Here is a 22,079-nt window from a genome sequence, read left to right as displayed (position 1 = left end):
AGGCTGGTTTGGCTAAATGGAAACCTCACTATGATCTGAAAAAATCTAAAAGTTTAATTGATTCAGATAAATATATCATTGTGAAGTCTGCAAAAACAACAGCTTTCAAGCTAAACTTTAACGAACAAAGAATAAAAGATGTGTTGCTGAACATCAAGCCTTCTGATTTCAGCAAATCAGAGGAAGACTGGCAGATTAAGGGGCATTGGCAGGATGCATATAAGACCTGCTATGATGGTCACCGTCTTTATGTGAAGTGGAAGATCACTGAAAACAAAGAAGAACATCTGCTGGTCCTGTCATTTAAGGAAGACCAGGGAGGAGAGATATGAGTTTTGCAAATGGCATGTCCTGCCCTGTTTGCGGCAAAGGCTATATTCAGAGGCATCTCAAGCGGGAAGAATTTGAATATAAGGGCCAGGCGAAGATTATCGACGACTATCCCCTGCTTATTTGCGACGCTTGTGAAGAGGAATTTGTTTCTGCAGAAGATTCCAGGCTTTTTGATAAGGAGTTGACCGCCTTTCAGCGAAAAGTTGACGGTCTGCTTACTCCTGATGAAATAAGGTCTATCAGGGAAAAGCTTGGATATAACCAGACCAGTTTTGCCAGACTGCTCAAGGTCGGGGAGAAGAATTTTGCCCGCTATGAAACCGGGGTCAGTCCACAAAGCAGATACTTAGACTGGCTCATGCGCATATTGAACGATTATCCTGAGACCATTAAGACTATAACCGGTAACAGAGATTCAAACCCGGATAAAAATATTTCAGTACAGTATCCGAATAATTTATCTGATGGGTTTTGGTTCTTCAGGAAGAGTCAGATTTGAAAATTTAATTCCCAAGACAACCCAGAAGTCCAGCCAAACATAAAAAATAGAGGATTCTCATGGAAAAAGTAAGGACAAATGAATACTGGCCTGTCTATGTATTTCCTCCTGGGGATACCATTCTGGAGACTATTGAAGCCATAGGCATGACCCGGGACCAGCTGGCTCACAGGATGGGCGTACCTGAGGATCATATCAATGAAGTTATCAAAGGTAAGGCCGTACTTACAGAGGACATCGTCCTAAAGCTGGAGGTTGTTTTGGGAATTGATGCTTCTTTCTGGCGTAACCTTGAGCATATGTATAGACGATATAGCTAACGCGGGCTGTGCCCGCAACCCAGAAAAGAGTGCCTAAACATGATCCCTTCCATCCTTTCCAGACAAATACACCAGGGTCTGAAGGATTTCCTGGCAACCACCTTTCAGAGCACCAACCCCTTTTTCCATGGTGTACTGGAAAAGTTTCTAAGTACCGATGGAAGTCTAAACAAGGGTCCGTACATTTCACTGCAGCTGCCCTTTGAAAAAGGCGGCGACCAGGAATATTTTCCCCATGTACCCCTTGGCTACACTCCTTACAGGCACCAGGAAAAGGCCTTTGCCAGGCTCTCAGGGCCGAAGCCCCGGGGGACTCTTATTGCCACCGGGACCGGCTCGGGCAAGACCGAGTGCTACAACCAGCCCATCCTGGAATATTGCCGCGTCAATTCCGGTACCCCAGGCATCAAGGCCATCCTTCTCTATCCCATGAACGCCCTGGCCTTTGACCAGGCTTCCAGGCTGGCGGCTACCATCTGGAAAAATCCCGGGCTTCGGGGCCGGGTAACTGCCGGGCTTTTTGTGGGACAAAGCACCGCTGATCCCAGTTCCACCATGGGCGAGGATCACATTATAACGGATAAGGACCTTTTGAGGCAAAGCCCGCCGGATATACTGCTCACCAACTACAAGATGCTGGACTACCTGCTGCTCCGGGCCAGGGACGCCGCACTGTGGGCCGCCAACACTCCCGAGACCCTGCGCTATATAGTGGTGGACGAACTTCACACCTTTGACGGTGCCCAGGGTACGGACCTGGCCTGCCTGCTCCGCCGCCTGCAGTCCAGGCTGGGTACTCCTGCCGGATACCTGTGCCCCATCGGCACCTCGGCCACTCTGGGGGGTGACGACTCCACAGATCAGTTGATCCGGTACGCCGGCAAAATCTTCGGTCAGGACTTTGACCATGAGGCACTCATTACAGAGAGCCGCCTGAATGCGGATGATTTCTTGCGCGGTGAGCTCATAAGCCGGGTGGACATACCGGCACCACGGGATATGGATGCTTTAAAGCCGGAGAAGTATGATACCCCAAGGGATTTTCTGGAGGCCCAGATCCAGTTGTGGACGGGTCTGGATCTGCAGGCTGAACCGGATAAGAGCCAGTGGCGGGTGGACCTGGGCCAGGCTCTGAAAAGCCATGTATTTGTGCACAACCTGTTGCGGGTGGTGGACGGACAGGTGCGCAGCATGCAGCACATCTTAGACGAACTCGGGGGCAAGGCCTCGCCCCAGGTCAAATCCGGCGGACCTGAGTACGCAAGTCTTCTGCTGTCAAGTCTGCTGGCCTGCATTTCAACCGCTAAAAGCCTGGACCAGGAAGAACTGCGGCCCTTTATCCATGTCCGGGTACAGCACTGGTACAGGGAACTAAGGCGCATGGTCTGTTCAGTAGGCTCTTCTCCGGAGATTCGCTTTTCAGATGACCTGACCCAGGATCAAAGAAACCGGCATCTGCCTCTGCTGCATTGCCGTGAATGCGGCCAGATGGGCTGGCTGGGCAGGCTTCCTCTGCATGGTGCCGGCCTGCAAAGCGATTTGAAAGCCATCTACGTGGATTTTTTCAGCAAAAAGCCCTCCCAGAGACTGACCAGTATTTTTCCCCAGGAGCAGGGCAGCAGATCTTCCTTTTTTCCCGGGCACAGCATGCAGCTCTGCCCCTGGTGCCTGCACCTGGGAAATAAGTCAGGAGACGAATGCAGGGGGTGCGGGCAGACCGGTACCATAGCAGTTCTGGTGCCGGAATCTGCAGTCAAGCACTGCCCATCCTGCGGGGCTCACAACAGCCTGACCCTGCTGGGTTCTCGGGCCGCCAGCCTGACCAGCGTGATGATTGGTCAGTTCATGTCTTCCAGTTACAATTTTGATCCCAAGTGCATAGCCTTCTCGGATAATGTCCAGGATGCTGCACACCGGGCCGGGTTTTTCGGAGCCAGGACGTTTCGTTTTACCTTCAGGGCTGCTTTGCAGCAGTATGTACAGGACAGGGCCGAAGGCCACAGCCTGCAGCGTATTTCCCGGGAGATGCCGGCTTATATGCAGAGCCGGATGGATGCTGAAAACTTCGCCGCTACCTTTATGCCCTCCAACATGACCTGGCTGCATGATGCAGAACACTTAGAAAAGCATGACTGCCTGCCATCAGGGTCGGATCTTGGAAGCCTCATTGCCCGCCGCCTGCGTTTTGAAACCGTGTCAGAATATGGATTCAGCAGCCGTATTGGACGGACTCTGGAAAAGTCCGGGGCCTCTGTGGCCAGACCTGACCCGGAGCGAATGGGCCTGGTGATTGAAGAACTGAAAATGATCCTGCAAAACGAAATGGAAGAGTTGCGGATGCCCCAGGGCACTGCAGGGAACTCAGGGGACACTTCAGGCCAGAGCATCAATAATAATGCACTGGCCTCCTTTTTAATGGGCCTCACTGTCCAGATTAAAAACCAGGGGGGCATCTTTGACCCGGACTTAGAGGAGTACGTCAAAAACTGGGGCAAAGAGTACTATATCAGCCAGAGGCGGAAGCACTGGATGCCGGGATTCGGTCCCAAGACCCGCACTCCGGGATTTGTAACCACCAGGGCGGGTATGGACCGTTTCCCTCAGATTACTCACAGCGGCAGCCGCAACAGCTGGTATGAGTGGTGGGCCTTCAACTATTTTCCAAACCTGGCCATGCGCCAGCCCGGGCTTGCCCAGCGGTTTTACAACCTGGTCTTTGCTTCTCTGAACAAACACGGGCTGGTTCAGGACCGCTTCCAGGACGGACACCATATTTACGGCCTGCAGCCGGATGCCCTGCAGATCACCAACCAGGTGCAGCAATTCAGGTGCAGCATCTGTGGTTTCAGCCTTTCCGGGGCAGCGGCGGATCATGAGGTCTGGAGCAGCATGTCCTGTCTGCGCCGGGGGTGTCAGGGGATTTTCGACCCGGCAGAAAGAGGGGCGGACTACTATGGCCGGCTGTACATCCGGGGCAGAATCAACCGGGTGGTGGCCAGGGAGCATACAGGGCTGCTTGACCGGGACACAAGGGAAGAGCTGGAGCAGAAATTCAAGACCCCGGATGCACAGCGAAAACCCTGGTATCCGAACCTGCTGTCCAGTACCCCCACCCTGGAGATGGGCATTGATATCGGCAGTCTTTCCGCCACGCTGCAATGTTCCGTGCCTCCGGGGCAGGCCAATTATGTCCAGAGAACCGGCCGCAGCGGCCGCAAGGACGGCAATGCCCTGAATCTGACCGTGGCTGCCGGTCAGGCCCATGACCTGTACTTTTTTGCCCGGCCCTTAGAGATGATCTCTGGTTACGTACATCCTCCGGGAGTGTATCTAGATGCCTCGGCAGTTCTGGAGAGGCAGTTTACAGCCTTTTGCCTGGACCGCTGGGTGCAGGCCAGTCCCGGAACCGACCCGGTGCCTTCACGCCTGAGCACTGTGCTGGACACCTTTCAACGCCAGGACAGACAGGTTTTTCCCCATAACTTCATGGAGTATATCCAGACCAGACAGACCCGGCTTTTTGACGATTTTGCAGGTCTTTTTCACCAGGAGCTAAGCCAGGACTCCATTAATCATCTGAAGCAGTTCGTGTTTGGAGACAGCCAGGAGCATCCCGGACTTGGCTATCGCATCCTGCTGCGTCTGTATGACCTGCAAAAGGAAAGAAAGGGCCTAAAAACCCAGGTGGACCGGCTGTACCGGGAGATAAAACGCCGGGAGAACAGCCCGGTCCGGGACAAGAACCATGAGGATGAAATGGACAGCCTGCGCCAGGAGCGCTCCGGGCTCATGGCCCTCATACGCAATATCAACTCCAGGGACACCTACAATTTTCTAACAGACGAGGGGCTTCTGCCCAACTATGCCTTTCCAGAACAGGGGATTTTACTGCAGTCCATAATCTATCGCCGCAGGAAAATTCAGCAGAAAGGGCAGGGCAGGTACGAGACCCTGAATTTTGAGTACGAGCGTCCAGCCTCCAGCGGCCTGCGGGAACTGGCCCCGGGTAATCGTTTTTACGCCGAAGGCAGGCGGGTGGAAGTGGACCAGGTGGACCTGCGCACGGCAGGGCTGGAGACCTGGAGACTTTGCAGCAACTGCCCCCATTGCGAGCCCGAGGCCAGGGCCGGCGGTTCAGCAGTCTGTCCCAGGTGCGCAAGTCCCATGTGGACAGACCAGGGCAGGAAGCAGGAACTTGTCCGGGTCAGGCAGGTCATGGCCAATGCCCCGGACTGGGACAGCCGCATAACAGACGAGTCGGATCAGCGGGACCCGGCCTTTTACAGCACCCAGCTCCTGGTGGATGTGGATAATGCGGCCATCAGGGATGCTTACCAGATTGAACACCCGCAGCACCCCTTTGGTTTTGAGTTTATCTCCAGGGCGGTATTTCGAGACATCAATTTCGGTCCCCAGGGACAAAACAGCCGGTCCATGCAGGTGGCTGGAGAAGACCTGGAGGGGGCGGGCTTTGTGCTGTGCAGGCACTGCGGCAAAGTCCAGAAGCGTGACGGCCGGATAAAGCATGCCTTTGGCTGTCCAGCCAAGGATAAAGACAGCGAGGCCAATTTTGTCAAAAGTGTTTTTCTGTACCGGGAGTTTACCTCGGAAGCCATCAAGATCCTGGTGCCGGTTACTGGTATAGAGGCCTCCAAAAAGCGGCTGGATTCCTTTGTGGCCGCACTGCAGCTGGGTCTTCGGCATCACTTCGGTGGTTCAGCCTATGCCATAGACCATCTCCAGACCACTTTGAGCCAGGAACCGGTGCCGGATTCCAGCCTGCGTAAGCAGTACTTAGTTCTGTACGACACTGTGCCCGGGGGCACCGGCTTTTTAAAGCAGCTCATGCGCTCCGAAACCATGCTTACTGTCCTGGAAAAGGCCATGCAGGCCCTGACCAACTGCTCCTGTCACAAAGACCCGGACCGTGACGGCTGCTACAACTGTCTTCTGGCCTATCGTCACAGCTACCTTATGCCCACCACTTCCAGGCAGACAGCCCAGGAAGTGCTGTCCACAATTCTGTCCCACCGCGATACCCTGCGCCAGGTGGACAATCTGCAGCAGATCCGGGTGGAAGGCCTGGGGGAAAGCGAGCTTGAGGTGCTTTTCCTGGAAGGTCTGCAGAGTCTGGACAGACAGGGCTGGACAGTGGAGCTGCGCAAAGAGGTCATCCGGGGCAAACCGGGGAGGTTTCTGCGACTAAGGGCGCAGGCCTACGAGGTGGAACCCCAGGTGGAGCTTGGACAGGCACAGGCAGTGGTGATACCAAGCCGGGCGGATTTTGTTATCCGTTCAGCCCGGAGCAGGCAGGCCGGCAGACCTGTGGCTGTTTACGCCGATGGACTGGCCTTTCACAGGCAGCGCATGGGCCAGGATATGGCTCAGCGTATGGCCCTGGTGCAAAGTGGGCGCTTTCACACCTGGAGCCTGACCTGGAAGGATATCCACGGACAGGTCAGGCAGAGACAGGAAAAGGTGGCGGATCTTCTGCATCCGGGGGACAGTCCCATGGGCCGGCAGAAGTTCGTGCAGCTGCTAAGCCAGCTTGACCTGGAAGGATGCCGGGAACTGCATACCAGGGACAATTTCTCCCTGCTGGCACATTTTCTGGCTGATTTACGGGCAAAGGATATGCAGAATTATGCCCTGGCCCAGGCTGTAAGCCTCTTGGACATGAGCCCTTCCCAGGATGCAAGAGATGAGTGGCTGCAGGCGGTGGACCATGTGGTCCCGGATATTTTACTGCAGGAGCTGGATGCCCGGGTGCACGAGTCTCTGATCGGCAGCCTGAACCCTGGGCCGGTTAACCTGTTTGTCCTGGCCTCCAGGAATGCCTTGAAAAGTGCGGATCCTTCGGGTGTGCGCCTGTTCTGCTGCCTGGATGATACAGAAGAAGCCCAGGAGAAAACAGGGTTTGAGCGCAGCTGGATTAATTTCCTGCGCCTGTATAATATCTTCCAGTTTTTGCCCAGAGCCTTTTTCTGCACCCGGCAGGGACTCAGGCAGGGCATGTATGACCAGCTCATTGAGAGTTTTTCAGATCAGGATGCAGGGGCATCTCATGCTTTAGTTGCCCGGGAAGACGATCCTGAGTGGCAGGAGGCCTTTGAGCTTGCCGGTCTTGAACTGCATGAGCGCCTGTCACAGATGCGCAGCCAGGGCTGGCCTGCCCCTGAAGTTGGTTTTGAACTGCATGCCGGGGGCAGGGTGCTTGCCGAGGCAGAGCTGGCCTGGCCGGAACAGAAGATTGCCTGCCTTACTCATGAGCAAAAAAAGGACGCAGAAATTCTGCAGGAACATGGATGGACTGTTTACACGTAAACATTCAGGTAGACGCCGGAACCGGCCCGGGGACAGTCCCGCACTTATTTTTTTCTGATGGACAATTTTTGGCTGTTGGCGTTGGAAAAATAAGTGCGGGACAGTCCCCAGGCCTGGTGCCAGTAATCACCAACCAGGACCCCCTGAATGGTTACGTTTACACCCTGGATGAATAAAAGGGCACCTGCCCTTCAAAACCATAGGGAGATTTTTTATGTCCCAGAACCAACCCACTGTGGCCATTTCCAGTGATTTTTTCAATGCTTTTGCCAGCCTGCCCAAAAAAGTCCAGAACAAGGCCATAAGCTTCGTCTCCAAGTTCCGCCAGAATCCTGAGATTCCCGGTATAAATTATGAAAAGATCCATGACGCTGCACACCCGGGGTTTCGCTCGGTGCGTATCGGGGACGATTACCGGGGTATTGTACTTAAACCTGACAGCGACAACGTGTATGTTCTTTTGTGGGTGGACCAGCACGATGAGGCCTATGCCTGGGCCAGGCGCAAAAAATGCGCGGTCCATCCCGATACCGGGAGTCTGCAGATTTTTGACGTAATGGAGGTCTCAGGCCATGAGGTCCAGCAGCAGGAAGTAAGCAGCGCAGCTGTGTCGGGTCTGTTTGATGAGTTTCGCGACAGGCACCTTGTGCAGCTGGGAGTCCCCCGGGAGATGCTGGCCAGGGTCAGAAAAATCACCAGAGAGGAAGAGCTGGATGAAATGCTTGGCTCTTTGCCCCAGGAGGCTTACGAGGCTTTATTTTTTCTGGCTCAAGGGTTTTCGCTGCAGGAGGTCTTTGATCAGACCGGCAAGACAGAGACGGAAAAAGAGGTGGATACCAGCGACATCAAAACTGCCTTGGATCAGCCCGATTCCCAGCAGCGTTTCCATGTTATCACTGATGACCTGGAACTGCAGACCATGCTGCAGGCCCCCTTAGAGAAGTGGCGGGTATTTCTGCATCCCACCCAGCGCAAGCTTGTGCAGCGCAGCTGGAACGGACCTGTCCGGGTTCTGGGGGAGGCAGGCACCGGTAAGACAGTGGCAGCCATGCACCGGGCCAGGTGGCTGGCCAGGGAGATATTTACCGGGGAGCATGACTGGATTCTTATGACCACTTTTACCCGGAACCTGGCTGCGGACATCCAGTCCAACCTGCAGACCATCTGTTCTCCGGAAGAGCAGGCTAGAATAGAAGTGGTCAATCTGGATAAGTGGGTTTCGGATTTTTTGAAACGTTCAGGCTATTCATACAGTATCATCTACTCCCACAAGACAGATGAGCTGTGGGAGCAGGCCATGGCTGCCGCCCCGGAAGAACCGGCTCTGCCGGAATCTTTTTACCGGGAGGAGTGGTCCAACGTGCTCCAGCCCCAGGGAGTGGCCAGTTTTGAAGAGTACAGCAAAGCCTCGCGCAAAGGGCGCGGTGTGGCTCTGAACCGCAAGGCGCGCAAGACAATCTGGCCGGTTTTTGAAGAATACCGGCTGCTTTTGAATGAGAACGGGTGGCGCGAACCGGATGATGCCATGCGCGATGCCCGGAATATACTGGAGGTGCAGGGACTCAGGCTGCCATATAAGTCCATTGTGGTGGATGAGGCCCAGGACATGGGCACCCAGGCCTTCAGGCTTTTGCGGCAGATGGTTCCGGAAGGTCCAGACGACCTTTTTATTGTAGGTGATGGCCACCAGCGAATTTACCGGCACAAGGTAATCCTGGGGCAGTGCGGTATAAAGATTGTGGGTCGAAGCCGCAAACTGCGGGTCAATTACCGGACCACCGAGGAGACCAGACGCTGGGCTACAAGTGTACTTGAAGACCTTGTCATCGATGATCTGGATGAAGGCCGTGACGACACTAAGGGCACCACATCCCTACTGCGGGGCCTGGAGCCGGATATAAAGCATTTTGTTTCCTTTGAGGAGGAAAAGAAATACCTGGTGCAGCTGGCCCGGCAAAAGGACGCAGAAGGCGCATTGGCCCGTACTTGTCTGGCGGTCAGGACCAAATCCATGCTCAAGCGCTACCAGCAGGTAATGCAGGATAACGCAGTGCCGGTATATGCCATCAGCCACGATGCAGCAGAGGACAGAAACGCCCCGGGCCTTAGACTGGCTACCTTGCACCGGGTCAAAGGCCTGGAATTCGAGACCATGATCCTGGCCGGGGTCAACGACGGGGTCATGCCCCTGCGCAACTCCTTAGAGTCCACGGATGATGCAGCGGAAAGAGATGACCGGGAACTGAGGGAAAGAGCCTTGTTCTATGTGGCAGCAACCCGGGCAAGACAGGAACTGGTGGTCACCAGCTATGGCAGACAGAGTCCATTTATTGCTTTGTAGAACAGAGTTTTGACCACACAAGACAGATTCCGGGGCTGCCTCGCCGGCCTGGCTGCCGGTGATGCCGTGGGCACCACCGTGGAGTTTATGCCCAGGGGCAGCTTTGAGCCGCTCAGAGATATGGTCGGTGGAGGACCGTTTAATCTGCGTCCGGGTCAGTGGACTGATGATACCTCGTAACCATTCAGGGGGCGCAGGAAACGTCCCGGGGGACAGTCCCGCACTTATTTTTTTTCTGATGGACAATTTTTGGCTGTTGGCGTTGGAAAAATAAGTGCGGGACAGTCCCCAGGCCTGGTGCCAGTAGCCACCACCGAGACCCCCCTGAATGGTTACCATGGCCCTGTGCCTGGCAGAGAGCCTGACTGAAAAGGGCGGGTTTGACGTCCGGGACCAGATGGAAAGATACTGCAGGTGGATGGAAACCGGATACCTGAGCAGCACCGGGTCCTGCTTTGATATCGGCAGTACCGTGGCTTCGGCTTTGCAAATATACCTGAAAACCGGTGAGCCTTACTCCGGTTCAACCCATCCCAGGTCGGCAGGCAACGGCTCCATTATGCGCCTGGCACCAGTACCCATGAAGTACTTTCCTGATATGGATCTGGCTGAGAGCATGGCCGGGCAAAGCTCCAGGACAACCCACGGGGCAGAGGAATGCATCGATGCTTGCAGACTCTTGGCCAGGATGACGGTCAGGGCTTTATCAGGGCGGAGCAAAGAAGAAATACTCCTGGCGGACAGGGACTCTTTTCGGGGAAGTAAGAAAATTACAGCCATTGCCAGGGCAGGGTACCTGGAAAAAGATGAGTCGGATCTTTATGGAACCGGATACGTGGTCCAGAGCCTGGAAGCGGCCCTGTGGTGTTTTGCCAGGTCCGTTTCGTTTAGAGATGCAGTCCTGCGGGCCGCTAATCTTAGGAGATGATGCAGACACCACAGCGGCTGTCTGCGGTCAGCTGGCCGGGGCATATTACGGCTTTGACGGCATCCCCCCGCACTGGACTGAAAAACTGGCTATGAAGGAAAAAATCCTTGAACTTTCGGACAGGCTTTATTCAGAAAAGACTTCTAACTCAAAAAATGACTCAAAGAAATTGTGGATGGCTGAGGATTTTGACGTTTATTTTAAACGAATAAAGACTTAAACATGTTGATACTTCAGGACTATTTGATCTGATGGGATGAGTGCTGATTTTTTGGTGGTGGGCAATGCAGGATTCGAACCTGCGGCCTCCAGCTCCGGAGGCTGGCGCTCTATCCTACTGAGCTAATTGCCCGTTAAGAAAATAATGTTATGTTGCAAAGGTTCAAAAGTCAAGGCTGTTGTCTTTGAAATAATATCACCCTTCATCTGGCGTATGTTCACCAGTTATGTCATTAAAAAGGATAGGTTATGAATAAAATTGTTATGGCCATTACCGGGGCCAGCGGGATGCCTTATGCCCTGACCCTGGTCCAGGAGCTTATCAGTCTTGATATTGAGCTGCACTTAGTGGTCTCCAGTGCTGCATACAAGGTTCTTCAGCTGGAATCTCCCGGATATGAAGCAACCTTGAGTCTTGTTGAGAACATATATCGCCAGGATGACCTGGGTGCCCCTATGGCCAGCGGTTCTTTTCAGCATGGGGGGATGGTGGTCTGTCCCTGCTCCATGGCTTCTCTGGCTGCCATAGCACAGGGGCTGGGCAGCAATCTCATACACAGGGCCGCGGATGTCACCCTCAAGGAGAACCGCAGACTGGTCCTGGTGCCCAGAGAGACCCCCCTGAACAGGGTGCACCTGCAGAATATGCTCGCGGCCAGGGATGCAGGCGCGGTTATTCTGCCCCCGTGTCCGGGATTTTACAACAAGCCCCAAGAGATGCAGGATCTCATCCGGCATATAGCCGCCCGGATTATGGATTCGCTGGGCATAGAGAACAGTGTGTCCAGGCGTTGGGAGGGAGGGTAGGACGCATGGGGCATGGCGCATGGGGCAAGAAAGCATAGGGCATAGGGCATGGGGCATGGGGCAGGGAGAACAAGAGAGGAGAGCTGGGTTGAACTGGGCTTGACCTTGTGCTGGAAACTATATAAATTGTTTATACATAAGTTTTAAATCAAGCTGTTTTGAAGCGTGTCTTTGGAATATCTGTTCAGCATTTTGCATGATGCTTATGAACTGGTCCCCAGCTTCCTTAAAAGTCTAAGCAGGTACTCATTGGAGAAAAATCAGCTTATACATTTGTATATACAATGGAGGATAAAATGTCCACACAGATGATTGTCAGGATTGATCCAGGTCTTAAAGACCATGCGGGCCAATTGGCCAGGCAGGAAGGAAAAAATCTGAGTGAGCTGGTAAGGGAACTGCTTATCAAATATATTAACGAAAGAGACATGAGTGCCCACATTGATGACCTGTGGGACAGGATCGGCAGGCAGCTTTCCAGCCAAGCGGCATTGTCTGACATAGAAAAAGCAGTACAGGATGTCAGGGAAAAAAACATATAAAGTTGTCATAGACACAAATGTTTTTGTGTCCTCTTTTTTCGGCGGTCTCCCCCGTCAAACCATAGATCTCTGGAAAAATGGACAGATTATCCTGTGTCTTTCTCAGGATATTGTGGAAGAATACATGGAGGTGCTGATCAGACTGGGTGTAACGGATAAAAAAAGCCTGGAGGATCTGTCCGGGCTGTTCGCGAGGGGATGGAACTGTCTTTATGCGGGGGTCACTCCTGACCTCAGTGTTATTCAGGAGGATTCAGGGGATGATAAATTTCTGGAATGCGCTATTGCCCTGGACGCCGGATTTATCATTTCTGGAGACCAGCATTTGAAAAAGCTGAAAAAATATTTCCATATCCGCATCATGTCCCCAAGAGAGTTTATGGATTTTTTGAATGAAGTTTAAGGGCAGAGGGCATAGGGCATGGCGCATGGGGCAAGAAAGCATAGGGCATGGGGCATGGCGCATGAGGCGGGCATGGGGTCCCGGTGAAATTCGCTGCGCTGATACTTCGTATATTTCACGGGGTAAACATGGGGAAGAGGGCATGGGGCATGGGGTACCAGTGAAACCTTTGTCCTTGACAGGGAGTCCTTTGGGCTGTTTGCCTTGCCTGTCCCGTACATTTTCCTCCAATGCACTGGGGTTCACCCAGTGAAATGATAGAAGGTTTCACAAGTCAAGCGGGGTAAACATGAGAAGCTTAACAAGAAAGGAGTATTTTTTATGTCCAGCAAACTTATCTGGCACGGGCATGCGAATTTTGAGATTGTGACCTCCGGGTTGAATATCCTCATCGATCCCTGGTTTGAAGGCAACCCGTCAGCAGGTTCAGCTTCAGGGGATGTCAAGAAGGCCGACCTGGTGCTGGTTACCCACGACCATGCTGATCATATCGGTCAGGCTGTGGATATTTGCCAGAAAACCGGGGCATACCTGGGAGCCATTGTGGAGGTGGCCGGCAAATGCAAGTCCATGGGGGTAGACCCGGGTAAGATAGTAAACGGCATCGGGTTCAACATCGGTGGGACCATCGACTTTGAAGGGGTTCAGGTCACCATGACCCAGGCTGATCATTCCGCGGATCAGGGCTCATGTGTAGGCTTTATTGTAACGCTGCCCGGAGGCGGCCCCTGTCTCTATCATGCAGGGGATACCGGAATTTTCGCCACCATGCAGCTCTGGGGGGAACTCTATGATATTGACGTAGCCATTCTGCCCATAGGCGGGGTGTTCACCATGGATCCCAGGCAGGCGGCCCTGGCCTGCAGGCTTCTTGGATGCAAAAAGACAGTACCCATGCACTGGGGATCTTTTCCGGTGCTGGAACAGAATACAGAGAATTACAAAAAAGAGCTTCAGGCCAGAGCTCCTGGTACAGAGCTGTTGGCCATGCAGCCCGGAGAAAGCATCGACCTTTAGGTTGACCGGTCGAAAGGTTTTCCGGATGCAAGCCGCAATCGCAGGCAAAAAAGAGGCTGCTTTAAGGCGGCCCTTTTTGCCTGCACTTGAGTTTTAACCATTCAGGGACTCCAGGGTGGTAACTGCTGGCCGATTGCAGCACAGCCTGAATAGTTCGCTCAGCGTAACCCTTCAGGGGGGAGATATGCCAATTTACCTGTCTGCCAGGCGGGTAATGCCTTGCTGGGGATATTTATTCTTCAAAACCGTGTGTGCGGAGCACCCGTGTGAAGCCTGAAGGCTTTCCGTGCCTAATAAAATTTTTTTGGCACGGGCAACTTCGTTGCTCACCCCGGTGAAACCCGCTGCGCGGAGACAAAAGTCTGTTTCACGGGGCGAGCGGGCGGCTTTGCCGCTCACGGCTGGGGAGTATGCCTCAAGTCTATTCTCGGTAGCAATTGTTGGTACTCCCTGAATGGTTCGCTCAGCTGATGCATATCTCCACGGTCAGGGGACCGCCGTCGGTGTCGAAGGGGATGGCCAGGATGGCCGAGGACGAGACATGTCTTATGGAATGGTCCTTGCCTGTGACCACGGTGGGTATTGCACCTTCAAACTGCATCCCGATCTCAGCCAGACCTTTTCTGGCCTGGCCGGAAATCATGTTGGTCAACTCCCCCACGGCATCGGTGACCTCGTTGGTTACTTCCTTGTAGTTCTCACCGAGCATATTGTTGATTATGCCCAGAACAGAAGACTGGGTGAAGCTCACCGACATGGTCCCCTTGTTTTTCCCGTTGGGACTGGAGAAGCCTATGACCCCGGAGATGTCCCCCCGGGCGGTGTTGTCTTTCTTGACGTAAGCCTTGCCCGGCTTGGCATCGACCATGGCCATGGTTCCAAGGACATTTATCACCGAACCCACAAATGTTTTGATTACCTTCTGTACTTTTTGATCCATACTGAATAAAACCTTCTTGATAACTTTGCCTGGTCACAACCCGATAATAAACGGTATTCACTGGAGAAACGGGAATTGAGGTACATTAGTTCCGAAGTTTCCGGATTAAACAGAGCAAAGCAAAAAGTCAATTCCGAAACCCATGCCCTGCTTTCCAGCCTTGACCTGGAAACAGCATTTCACTACTATCACACTGACTGCTTTACAAGGAAATATTTATTGTTTATGTGTTGCCACAATGATTTTGTGGCTCAAAAGAGTATTTGTAACCATGCGAGAATAAACGATAATTGTTTTCTGTAGGGGCTAGTAAATTTATGAAAAACCTTTTGGCTCCCTTGAGGATAGAGCATATCCCGGGTTCCAAAGCCGGAAAATGCGTATTCTGCAGATCTGATTTAAATAAGAAAAAGATCATCTAATACGAAGCACCCCCGGGGTTAAGAAGTATGGGCGTATGGGAGTAGGGGCGTATGGGAGTCAAAAGATCTTTACACCCACACATGGATACCCCCATACACCCATACCTTCTTCCAAAGGGAGGGGAGTTGCACCGTGGCTTGGACTTGCTTGGGTGGTGGGTTTCTGGAATTTTTATAAGGAAGGGAATTCATACAACCACCCCGGGGTTAAGAAGTATGGGCGTATGGGAGTAGGGGCGTATGGGAGTCAAAAGATCTTTACACCCACACATGGATACACCCATACACCCATACTTTCTTCCTGAGGAAGGGGAGTTGCACCGTGGCCTGGATTTACCTGGGTGGTGGGTTTCTGGAATTTTTATAAGGAAGGGATCTCATACAACCACCCCCGGCCCCTCCTTGGCTAAGGAGGGGAGTTGTACCGTGGCTTGGACTTGCTTGGGTGGTGGGTTTCTGGAATTTTTATAAGGAAGGGAATTCATACAACCACCCCGGGGTTAAGAAGTATGGGCGTATGGGAGTAGGGGCGTATGGGAGTCAAAAGATCTTTACACCCACACATGGATACACCCATACACCCATACTTTCTTCCTGAGGAAGGGGAGTTGCACCGTGGCCTGGATTTACCTGGGTGGTGGGTTTCTGGAATTTTTATAAGGAAGGGAGTTCATACAACCACCCCCGGCCCCTCCTTGGCTAAGGAGGGGAGCTATACCGTGACTTGGAGTTACTTGGGTGGTGGGCTTTTGGAATTTTTATAAGGAAGGGAGCTCATACAACCACCCCCGGGGTTAAGAAGTATGGGCGTATGGGAGTAGGGGCGTATGGGAGTCAAAAGATCTTTACACCCACACATGGATACACCCATACTTTCTTCCTGAGGAAGGGGAGTTGCACCGTGGCCTGGATTTACTTGGGTGGTGTAAGCATAAAATGACAAACCTGGGTGAGAGCTACATGCTGAAATAACTGAACTGGAATTGTAGTTGCTTGGAAACAGATACGAGATTTTTCATTTATGGCAGTAATGAGCGATACTTCGGTCATGCCGGATAATTGTCTGCTGCGTATGATCGACTGAGAGCACATTTTGAAACCTATACCTGAGAAAGGAGATAGCCATGCGTTATTTAAGGGTGGCCCTGCTGATTCTGTTGTTTTTCTTTGCCATGCTTTTTTTCGTGCAGAACCATGAACTGCTGTCCAAAACCGTCAAGCTGCACCTGGAAATTTTTGGGGCTGAATTCACAAGCACTGATATCCCCTACTACCTGATTGTTCTGCTTGGTTTTCTGGCCGGCGGTTTTATCGCCCTGATATATCTGCTGGGAGAAAAAATAAGAATGAACGGCGAAGTCAAGCGGTGCAAAGCCAAGATTGCCGATCTTGAAAAAGAGATCACCTCGTTGCGCAATATGCCCCTTGAAGATGACAGTCTGGGCCTGAATACCTCTTCTCAGGAAGAGCAGGAAAGCCGTTAGCCCCACAGGAAAAGCTCTGGACTCCGGTTGATTGCAGGCCTGAAAAAGTTCAGCAGTAGAGAACCCGGGAGGACAAGCAGACCCTGGGATGCTTTGGTGCCACTGCTCTAAGGCGTTTCGGCTGAAAGCCTGACTTTACTGGTTTCAGAGTTTTTCCATTGCATCTGTAGTCTTTATTCATTTTCAGGGCCCTGCTTAAGGCAGGGCCTTTGAGGTTTTTTGATGGTAAAGTGGCTGCACAGCTTAAGGCGCAAGATCAAAGAACAGCATGCCTCGATAATTTACCCGCATGAAGGTTTTCTGCCTCCTTCCCAGGACACTTTTGCAGCCATAGGGGAGCTGAGCCGCGTAGTCCGCAACAATCCCGATGCCGTGGAAATTTATCTGGCCCTGGGCAATCTTTTTCGTTCCCAGGGCGAGATAGAGCGAGCCATCCAGATAAGGACCAATCTCATCGCCCGCCCCCACCTGGAGGCGCAGTTCAAGGCCAGGGCCTGGTATGAACTGGGCCTGGACTACAAGAGGGCCGGTATACTGGACCGTGCCCAGGCAGCCCTGGAACAGGCCCATGAGATAACCGGTGACGATCCGGCGGTTATCAAGGAAATGGCCAGGCTGGCCGCTGATTCCACCAATTTCAGCACAGCGGCTCAGTACTACGCCCTGCTGGAGCAGCCCCTGCCCCAGGCCCACTATCTGGTAAGGGCCGCCAGGCAGGAGGAGGAAAAGTCCAAAGATGACCGGGCCGGCTATAAACTCATTGAAAAGGCCTTGAAGGTTTACCCGGGTTCAGTAGAGGCCTGGGTTGAAATAGTCTGCAGGGATTACCGGCATCAGAACTGGACGAATCTGCGTTTTGACCTGAAAAGCGGCCTGCAGAATGTTCAACGCGAATTGCGCTTTGTACTGCTGGAGGGTCTTTTTCAATTCATTGCAGCCAGGTCATCTGCAGGCGACAACCTGCAGGAGCAGTTCGAGTGTTCCAGCATCGTGGTCAACACCGTTTCCGAGCTGGAGCAGGATATGGTGCTGTGCTACTATTGCGCGATTTTCATGAAGCAGTGCGGCAGATACACCGAGTGCCTGGAGTGGCTGGAAAAAACCCTGGTTCTTGGTCCTGACTTCTGGCCGGCCAGGCTGGAGATGCTGGAGCTGAGCCTGGACCATCAGGTTCTGACAGAAAGTTTCAAAGCACAGCTTATGTTTTTCACCCGCAGGGCAAACAGTGTAAAACGTTTTGTATGCCAGAGGTGCGGTCTCAAGAGGGAGCAGCTGTTTTTCAACTGTCCCAGGTGCTACAGCTGGCATTCCATTTCCTTCAGAACGCAGCTTGGTGAATGAAACAAAGGCAATAATACCAGATGCCCCAAGTATCCGGCTGGAAAAATATACCTGAAAACGTAAAGCTGACTCCAATGCTGGAGCAGTATATGCAGATCAAGCAGGACTATCCAGACTGCCTGCTTTTTTTCCGCATGGGGGATTTTTACGAGCTTTTTTTTGAAGATGCCGAAACAGCTGCCCGGGAACTCCAGATAACCCTCACCGCCCGCAACCCCAATGCCGAGTTAAAGGTCCCCATGTGCGGGGTGCCTTATCATGCCTGCGAGGAATACCTGCGCCAGCTCCTGGAAAAGGGACACAAAGTGGCGGTCTGCGACCAGGTGGAAGACCCCGGTGCGGCCAAAGGACTGGTCAAAAGGGAGGTCACCAGGGTGCTCACCCCGGGAACGGTGGTGGAGGACAGCAGCCTGGAGGCCCGGGAGAACAACTACCTGGGAGCCCTTTTCTGGGATACATCCAGGGGCAGGGGAGGGCTGGCCTGGGCCGAGTTTTCCACCGGTGAATGGACCGGGCTGGAGCTTAAAAATGAGGACGAACTCTGGCAGTGGCTGCAGAAGATAAATCCTTCGGAAATACTTGTTGCCCAGGGATATGAACCGCCCAGGGCCCATGTGGGCCTGCAGCCCAGGATAAATTTTGTCCCTGCAGGCTCATATTTTGAGCCGCGCTCGGCCAGGGAGATGATACTTCGCTCACAGCAGGCGGTTTCTCTTCAGGTGCTGGACCTGGAGGACAAGCCCTGCCTGGTGCGGGCCTGCGGGGCCATCCTCATGTACATGGTCCAGACCCACAAGAAAGAGCTGACCCACCTGGCTTCATTCAAGCCCATGAATCTGACCAGGTATCTTTACCTGGACGAGGTGACCATCCGCAACCTGGAGCTTTTCCGGACCCTGGGAGGGCAAAAAGGCCCGGGCACTCTGCTGCATGTCCTGGACCGCACTCTTACCCCCATGGGGGCCAGATATCTTCAGACCAGGCTGCGCCAGCCCTGGAAAGAGCCAGGTCCTATAAATGACAACCAGCAAACTGTTGACTGTCTTTACAAAGACAACAACCTGCGCGAACTGCTGCGCCTGGAGCTGGATCAGGCCTACGACCTGGAAAGGCTCAACACCCGCATTGCCCTGAACAGGTGCAACCCCAAGGACCTGGCGGCTCTGCTTCGTTCTTTGCAGATCCTGCCGGGGATTAAAAAGGCCCTGCAGGGGATGCAGGACAAGCCAGGCCTGGTAAATAAGACCCTGGAAAACTGGGATGACATGCAGGACCTTTGTTTTACCCTGGAAAAGGCCTTAGTGGAGAATCCCCCGCACCTCATAACCGAAGGCGGTATTTTTAGATCCGGTTATGATTCACGCTTAGACGAATTAATCGAGCTTACGGACCACGGCGAATCCAAGCTCAAGGAACTGCTGGAGAAAGAGCGCACCCAAAATGACCTGCCCAAGCTCAAGCTGGGCTATAACCGGGTGTTCGGCTATTATTTCGAATTGTCCAGGGCGGTGAAGGACAGTGTTCCGGAGCATTTCCAGCGCCGTCAGACCCTGGCTTCTTCGGAGCGCTACCTGACTCCGGAGTTAAAAGACCTGGAAAACAGCATGTTGAGCGCAGCAGAGCAGCGAAAGTCCAGGGAAATGGATCTTTTCGGTGAACTCAGGCAGTTTGTGGCCGGTCATGGAAGCAGGATGAAGAAGATGTCCGCCTGTCTGGCCCGTATAGACTACTGGCAGGGTCTGGCCAGTGCGGCCCGGGAGTGGAACTGGAGCAGGCCGGTGCTTAGTAAAGACATAGGCATGCAGATAAAAAAAGGCAGGCATCCGGCCATTGAGGCCATTCAGGGGCGTTCCGGGTACGTGCCCAATGATATGTACCTGGAGGATCCGACCAGGATACTGCTCATTACCGGCCCCAATATGGCGGGCAAGTCCACAGTGCTCAGGCAGACGGCCATTATCGCCATCCTGGCCCAGATGGGTTCTTTCGTGCCGGCCAGAGAAGCAAGTATCGGGCTTTGTGACAGGATATTCTCCCGGGTGGGGGCTTCGGACAACCTGGCTCAGGGCCAGAGCACTTTCATGGTAGAAATGACTGAGACAGCCAGGATACTCAGGCAGGCCACCAGGAGAAGCTTAGTCATCCTGGATGAGATCGGCCGGGGTACAAGTACCTATGACGGCCTGGCCCTGGCCTGGGCCGTGGTGGAGGAACTGGCCCGCAAGCACGAGGGCATAAGGACCCTGTTTGCCACTCACTACCATGAACTGACTAAGCTGGAGCAGGAATTTTCAGTACTCAAGAATTACAATATCGCGGTCAAGGAGTGGAAAAAAGAAATAGTTTTTCTGCGCCGCCTGGTGCCGGGCCCGGCGGACAAGAGTTACGGGATAGAGGTGGCCAGGCTGGCCGGGGTGCCGGATCGGGTGGTGGACCGGGCCAGAAATATCCTGGAGGACCTGGAGAGGCAGAAGGAACGCAAGTCTGTGGTCCGGGAACAGAGAAAGACCATGTTTGAGCAGGGCATGTCCATGGGGCCGGCGCAGAAGGTCAAAGAGGATGTGCAGAGTGGGCAGTATACAGGGGATAATGACGATAAGCACGGTGTTAAAAAGGGTGAAGAGCATCCGGTGGTGAGCAGGCTGGCCGGCCTGGATATCAACAGCATGACTCCGCTGGAGGCGTTGAACCTGCTGGCTGAGTTGAAGAAAGAGGCTGGGTGAAGAGGGTCAGTGTTCCAGCCGAACCTGTGGCTAACTGGATAAGGAAGTGATCATTTAGAACGAACCACCCCCGGCCCCTCCTTAACCAAGGAGGGGAGTAGACCGTGCTGTATGAAATTGTCCCGAGCGGGCCTCTTTTATCGCGCAGGGTAGAGGAAAAAGTCTGGTTACTTGGAAGTTATTTGTAATCAGGTAAAAAGCAGATAACCAATTACTGATAACATTTTTACCCGGCAGGACAAGCGTCATGAAAAAATATATATACTGGGGTCTGGTTTTTTATCGTTCCCACGCTCTGCGTGGGAACGTTTTTCGACCGCTCCTGCGGTCATTTTGGACGCGGAGCGTCCGAAGATTGTTCCCACGCGGAGCGTGGGAACAATAAGAAGCAGGACCGCTATGCGGTGTTTAACAGGGCGAGCTCCAAGGAAGCGTTGCTCAAACAGTTTACGCCCAGTTTGCAAAGCCCCCGGGCCATGGAACCGCAAAGAGCGCTTAGATTGTCCAGCTTTAGCAGGTGCTGATTAGTTACGTTGTTTTGTTTACAGAACTTTAGTTCCCGCTGATCCGAGAAAAAAGTACAAGCGGTCCATAGAAGTTTAAAAATCCTTATATTTGCAACAGGAGATTTGGCTATGTCCAGTTATTCAGAAACTCCTTATCAAACAGCAATAGATGCAATTGAGGCCTTGCCCATAGAGGACAGAAGGGAAGTCATTGAGCTTCTGAGATTGCGTATGGCTGAAGAAAGACGGGAGCAGATAGCAGCCAACGCAGCAGAAACGCTTCATGCTGTCCGGGAAAAAAAGTCTGAGTTTGGAACGCTGCAGGATCTTAGAAAAGATCTTTTGAGAAGTGATGTATAGGCTTGCCTGGCATAACAGTTTTAAAAAGGCGTTTCAGAAGGACAAGCGGCATGAAAAAATATATATACTGGGGTCTGGTTGTGCTTCTGGTGCTGGGTGCGGGATGCGGCAAGAAGGTCTGGCCGGAGCCGGAAGCAGATGATGAACGCTTTGAGATCAAGATTGAACAGGCCCGTCTTGAGGGTGAGTGCCTGCATATCCAGGCCCGATTGAAGGGTAACTACCAGAACCTGGCCGGGGTGATCCTGGAGGTGGAGGAGTCAGTTGTACCCTGCCCGGGGTGTCCTTTCATGGCTACCTTTAGTGAGGTTCTGCCTCCGGGTGCTCAAGAGGTGCACATGGAGGGTGACCTGCTGCAGGTAAGCCTTTGCGGTTTTGATCCGGAAAAGTACAACAGGGTGAGGCTCACGGGGGTGAATGTTTACCGGGATCTGGGTGATGTACACTCCAGTGTGAAAGAGCTTTACTGAGGCGTAATTATTAACCATGACGTTTAGACTTAATCCTGAGACCATGTCACAAAAAATAAGAACCACGCGCTGCGCGTGGCAGGCCTTAGACAGGATTAAC

The 22,079-nt window shown here is 53.1% G+C and carries 18 protein-coding genes and 1 tRNA gene; 17 read left to right on the top strand and 2 right to left on the bottom strand.

The annotated features are described in order from the left end of the window. Positions 1–8 precede the first annotated feature (8 nt). The 8 genes from DTHIO_RS05865 to DTHIO_RS22925 all read left to right on the top strand — a co-directional run bounded on the left by DTHIO_RS05865 (position 9) and on the right by DTHIO_RS22925 (position 10,965). Positions 9–332: a type II toxin-antitoxin system MqsR family toxin gene (locus tag DTHIO_RS05865; protein ID WP_008869425.1), complete on the top strand. Its 324-nt coding sequence runs from the start codon at positions 9–11 to the stop codon at positions 330–332. Continuing rightward, a complete protein-coding gene (locus DTHIO_RS19580; RefSeq protein ID WP_008869424.1) occupies positions 329–832 on the top strand; it encodes a type II toxin-antitoxin system MqsA family antitoxin in 504 nt (167 codons plus the stop codon). Before DTHIO_RS05865 ends, DTHIO_RS19580 begins: the two co-directional genes overlap by 4 nt. A gap of 59 nt (positions 833–891) precedes the next feature. Next, a complete protein-coding gene (locus tag DTHIO_RS05855) occupies positions 892–1,152 on the top strand; it encodes a HigA family addiction module antitoxin (RefSeq protein ID WP_008869423.1) in 261 nt (86 codons plus the stop codon). 39 nt (positions 1,153–1,191) lie between these two features. Further along, positions 1,192–7,476 carry a DEAD/DEAH box helicase gene (locus DTHIO_RS05850; protein WP_008869422.1) on the top strand — a complete coding sequence of 2,095 codons (6,285 nt, stop codon included), beginning with the start codon at positions 1,192–1,194 and terminating at the stop codon, positions 7,474–7,476. Between the two features lie 214 nt (positions 7,477–7,690). Further along, the gene (locus DTHIO_RS05840) at positions 7,691–9,817 is read left to right on the top strand and encodes a UvrD-helicase domain-containing protein (RefSeq protein WP_008869420.1); all 2,127 of its coding nucleotides are present in this window, start codon (positions 7,691–7,693) and stop codon (positions 9,815–9,817) included. A 9-nt stretch (positions 9,818–9,826) separates the two neighbouring features. Beyond that, positions 9,827–9,997: an ADP-ribosylglycohydrolase family protein gene (locus DTHIO_RS20400; protein ID WP_083803930.1), complete on the top strand. Its 171-nt coding sequence runs from the start codon at positions 9,827–9,829 to the stop codon at positions 9,995–9,997. A 148-nt stretch (positions 9,998–10,145) separates the two neighbouring features. Then, a complete protein-coding gene (locus DTHIO_RS05835) occupies positions 10,146–10,745 on the top strand; it encodes an ADP-ribosylglycohydrolase family protein (protein WP_050775141.1) in 600 nt (199 codons plus the stop codon). Further along, on the top strand, positions 10,639–10,965 hold the full coding sequence (locus tag DTHIO_RS22925; protein WP_353740048.1) for an ADP-ribosylglycohydrolase family protein: 327 nt from the start codon (positions 10,639–10,641) through the stop codon (positions 10,963–10,965). Before DTHIO_RS05835 ends, DTHIO_RS22925 begins: the two co-directional genes overlap by 107 nt. 55 nt (positions 10,966–11,020) lie before the next feature. On the opposite strand, the gene DTHIO_RS05830 is transcribed toward DTHIO_RS22925, so the two are convergent. Continuing rightward, positions 11,021–11,097 (bottom strand) — tRNA-Arg (locus tag DTHIO_RS05830). A 116-nt stretch (positions 11,098–11,213) separates the two neighbouring features. On the opposite strand from DTHIO_RS05830, the gene DTHIO_RS05825 reads away from it, so the two are divergent. The 4 genes from DTHIO_RS05825 to DTHIO_RS05810 all read left to right on the top strand — a co-directional run bounded on the left by DTHIO_RS05825 (position 11,214) and on the right by DTHIO_RS05810 (position 13,733). Then, positions 11,214–11,771 (top strand): UbiX family flavin prenyltransferase, encoded by a 558-nt coding sequence (locus DTHIO_RS05825; RefSeq protein WP_008869419.1) that lies wholly within the window; start codon positions 11,214–11,216, stop codon positions 11,769–11,771. A 296-nt stretch (positions 11,772–12,067) separates the two neighbouring features. Next, a complete protein-coding gene (locus tag DTHIO_RS05820) occupies positions 12,068–12,313 on the top strand; it encodes a hypothetical protein (RefSeq protein WP_008869418.1) in 246 nt (81 codons plus the stop codon). Then, a complete protein-coding gene (locus DTHIO_RS05815; protein WP_008869417.1) occupies positions 12,291–12,716 on the top strand; it encodes a putative toxin-antitoxin system toxin component, PIN family in 426 nt (141 codons plus the stop codon). Before DTHIO_RS05820 ends, DTHIO_RS05815 begins: the two co-directional genes overlap by 23 nt. Positions 12,717–13,037: 321 nt before the next feature. Next, entirely contained in the window at positions 13,038–13,733 is a 696-nt protein-coding gene (locus DTHIO_RS05810; protein WP_008869416.1) for a metal-dependent hydrolase, read from the top strand. A gap of 463 nt (positions 13,734–14,196) precedes the next feature. On the opposite strand, the gene DTHIO_RS05805 is transcribed toward DTHIO_RS05810, so the two are convergent. Beyond that, positions 14,197–14,673 carry a chemotaxis protein CheX gene (locus DTHIO_RS05805; RefSeq protein ID WP_008869415.1) on the bottom strand — a complete coding sequence of 159 codons (477 nt, stop codon included), beginning with the start codon at positions 14,671–14,673 and terminating at the stop codon, positions 14,197–14,199. A 1,546-nt stretch (positions 14,674–16,219) separates the two neighbouring features. Here DTHIO_RS05805 and DTHIO_RS05795 point away from each other — a divergent pair. From DTHIO_RS05795 to DTHIO_RS19570, 5 genes are all read left to right on the top strand, one after another. Further along, the gene (locus tag DTHIO_RS05795; protein ID WP_008869414.1) at positions 16,220–16,579 is read left to right on the top strand and encodes a LapA family protein; all 360 of its coding nucleotides are present in this window, start codon (positions 16,220–16,222) and stop codon (positions 16,577–16,579) included. A gap of 222 nt (positions 16,580–16,801) precedes the next feature. Further along, positions 16,802–17,920, top strand: coding sequence for a tetratricopeptide repeat protein (locus tag DTHIO_RS05790; RefSeq protein ID WP_008869413.1), 1,119 nt, complete (start codon positions 16,802–16,804; stop codon positions 17,918–17,920). 20 nt (positions 17,921–17,940) lie between these two features. Continuing rightward, a complete protein-coding gene (gene mutS / locus DTHIO_RS05785) occupies positions 17,941–20,643 on the top strand; it encodes a DNA mismatch repair protein MutS (RefSeq protein ID WP_050775139.1) in 2,703 nt (900 codons plus the stop codon). A 635-nt stretch (positions 20,644–21,278) separates the two neighbouring features. Further along, a complete protein-coding gene (locus DTHIO_RS05780) occupies positions 21,279–21,509 on the top strand; it encodes a hypothetical protein (protein WP_008869411.1) in 231 nt (76 codons plus the stop codon). Positions 21,510–21,559: 50 nt separating this feature from the next. Continuing rightward, on the top strand, positions 21,560–21,979 hold the full coding sequence (locus DTHIO_RS19570) for a hypothetical protein (protein WP_008869410.1): 420 nt from the start codon (positions 21,560–21,562) through the stop codon (positions 21,977–21,979). Positions 21,980–22,079 lie beyond the last annotated feature (100 nt).

Origin of the sequence: Desulfonatronospira thiodismutans ASO3-1 (assembly GCF_000174435.1) — a bacterium.
GTDB classification, from domain to species: domain Bacteria; phylum Desulfobacterota; class Desulfovibrionia; order Desulfovibrionales; family Desulfonatronovibrionaceae; genus Desulfonatronospira; species Desulfonatronospira thiodismutans.
This window is presented reverse-complemented; position numbering and strand designations above follow the sequence as displayed.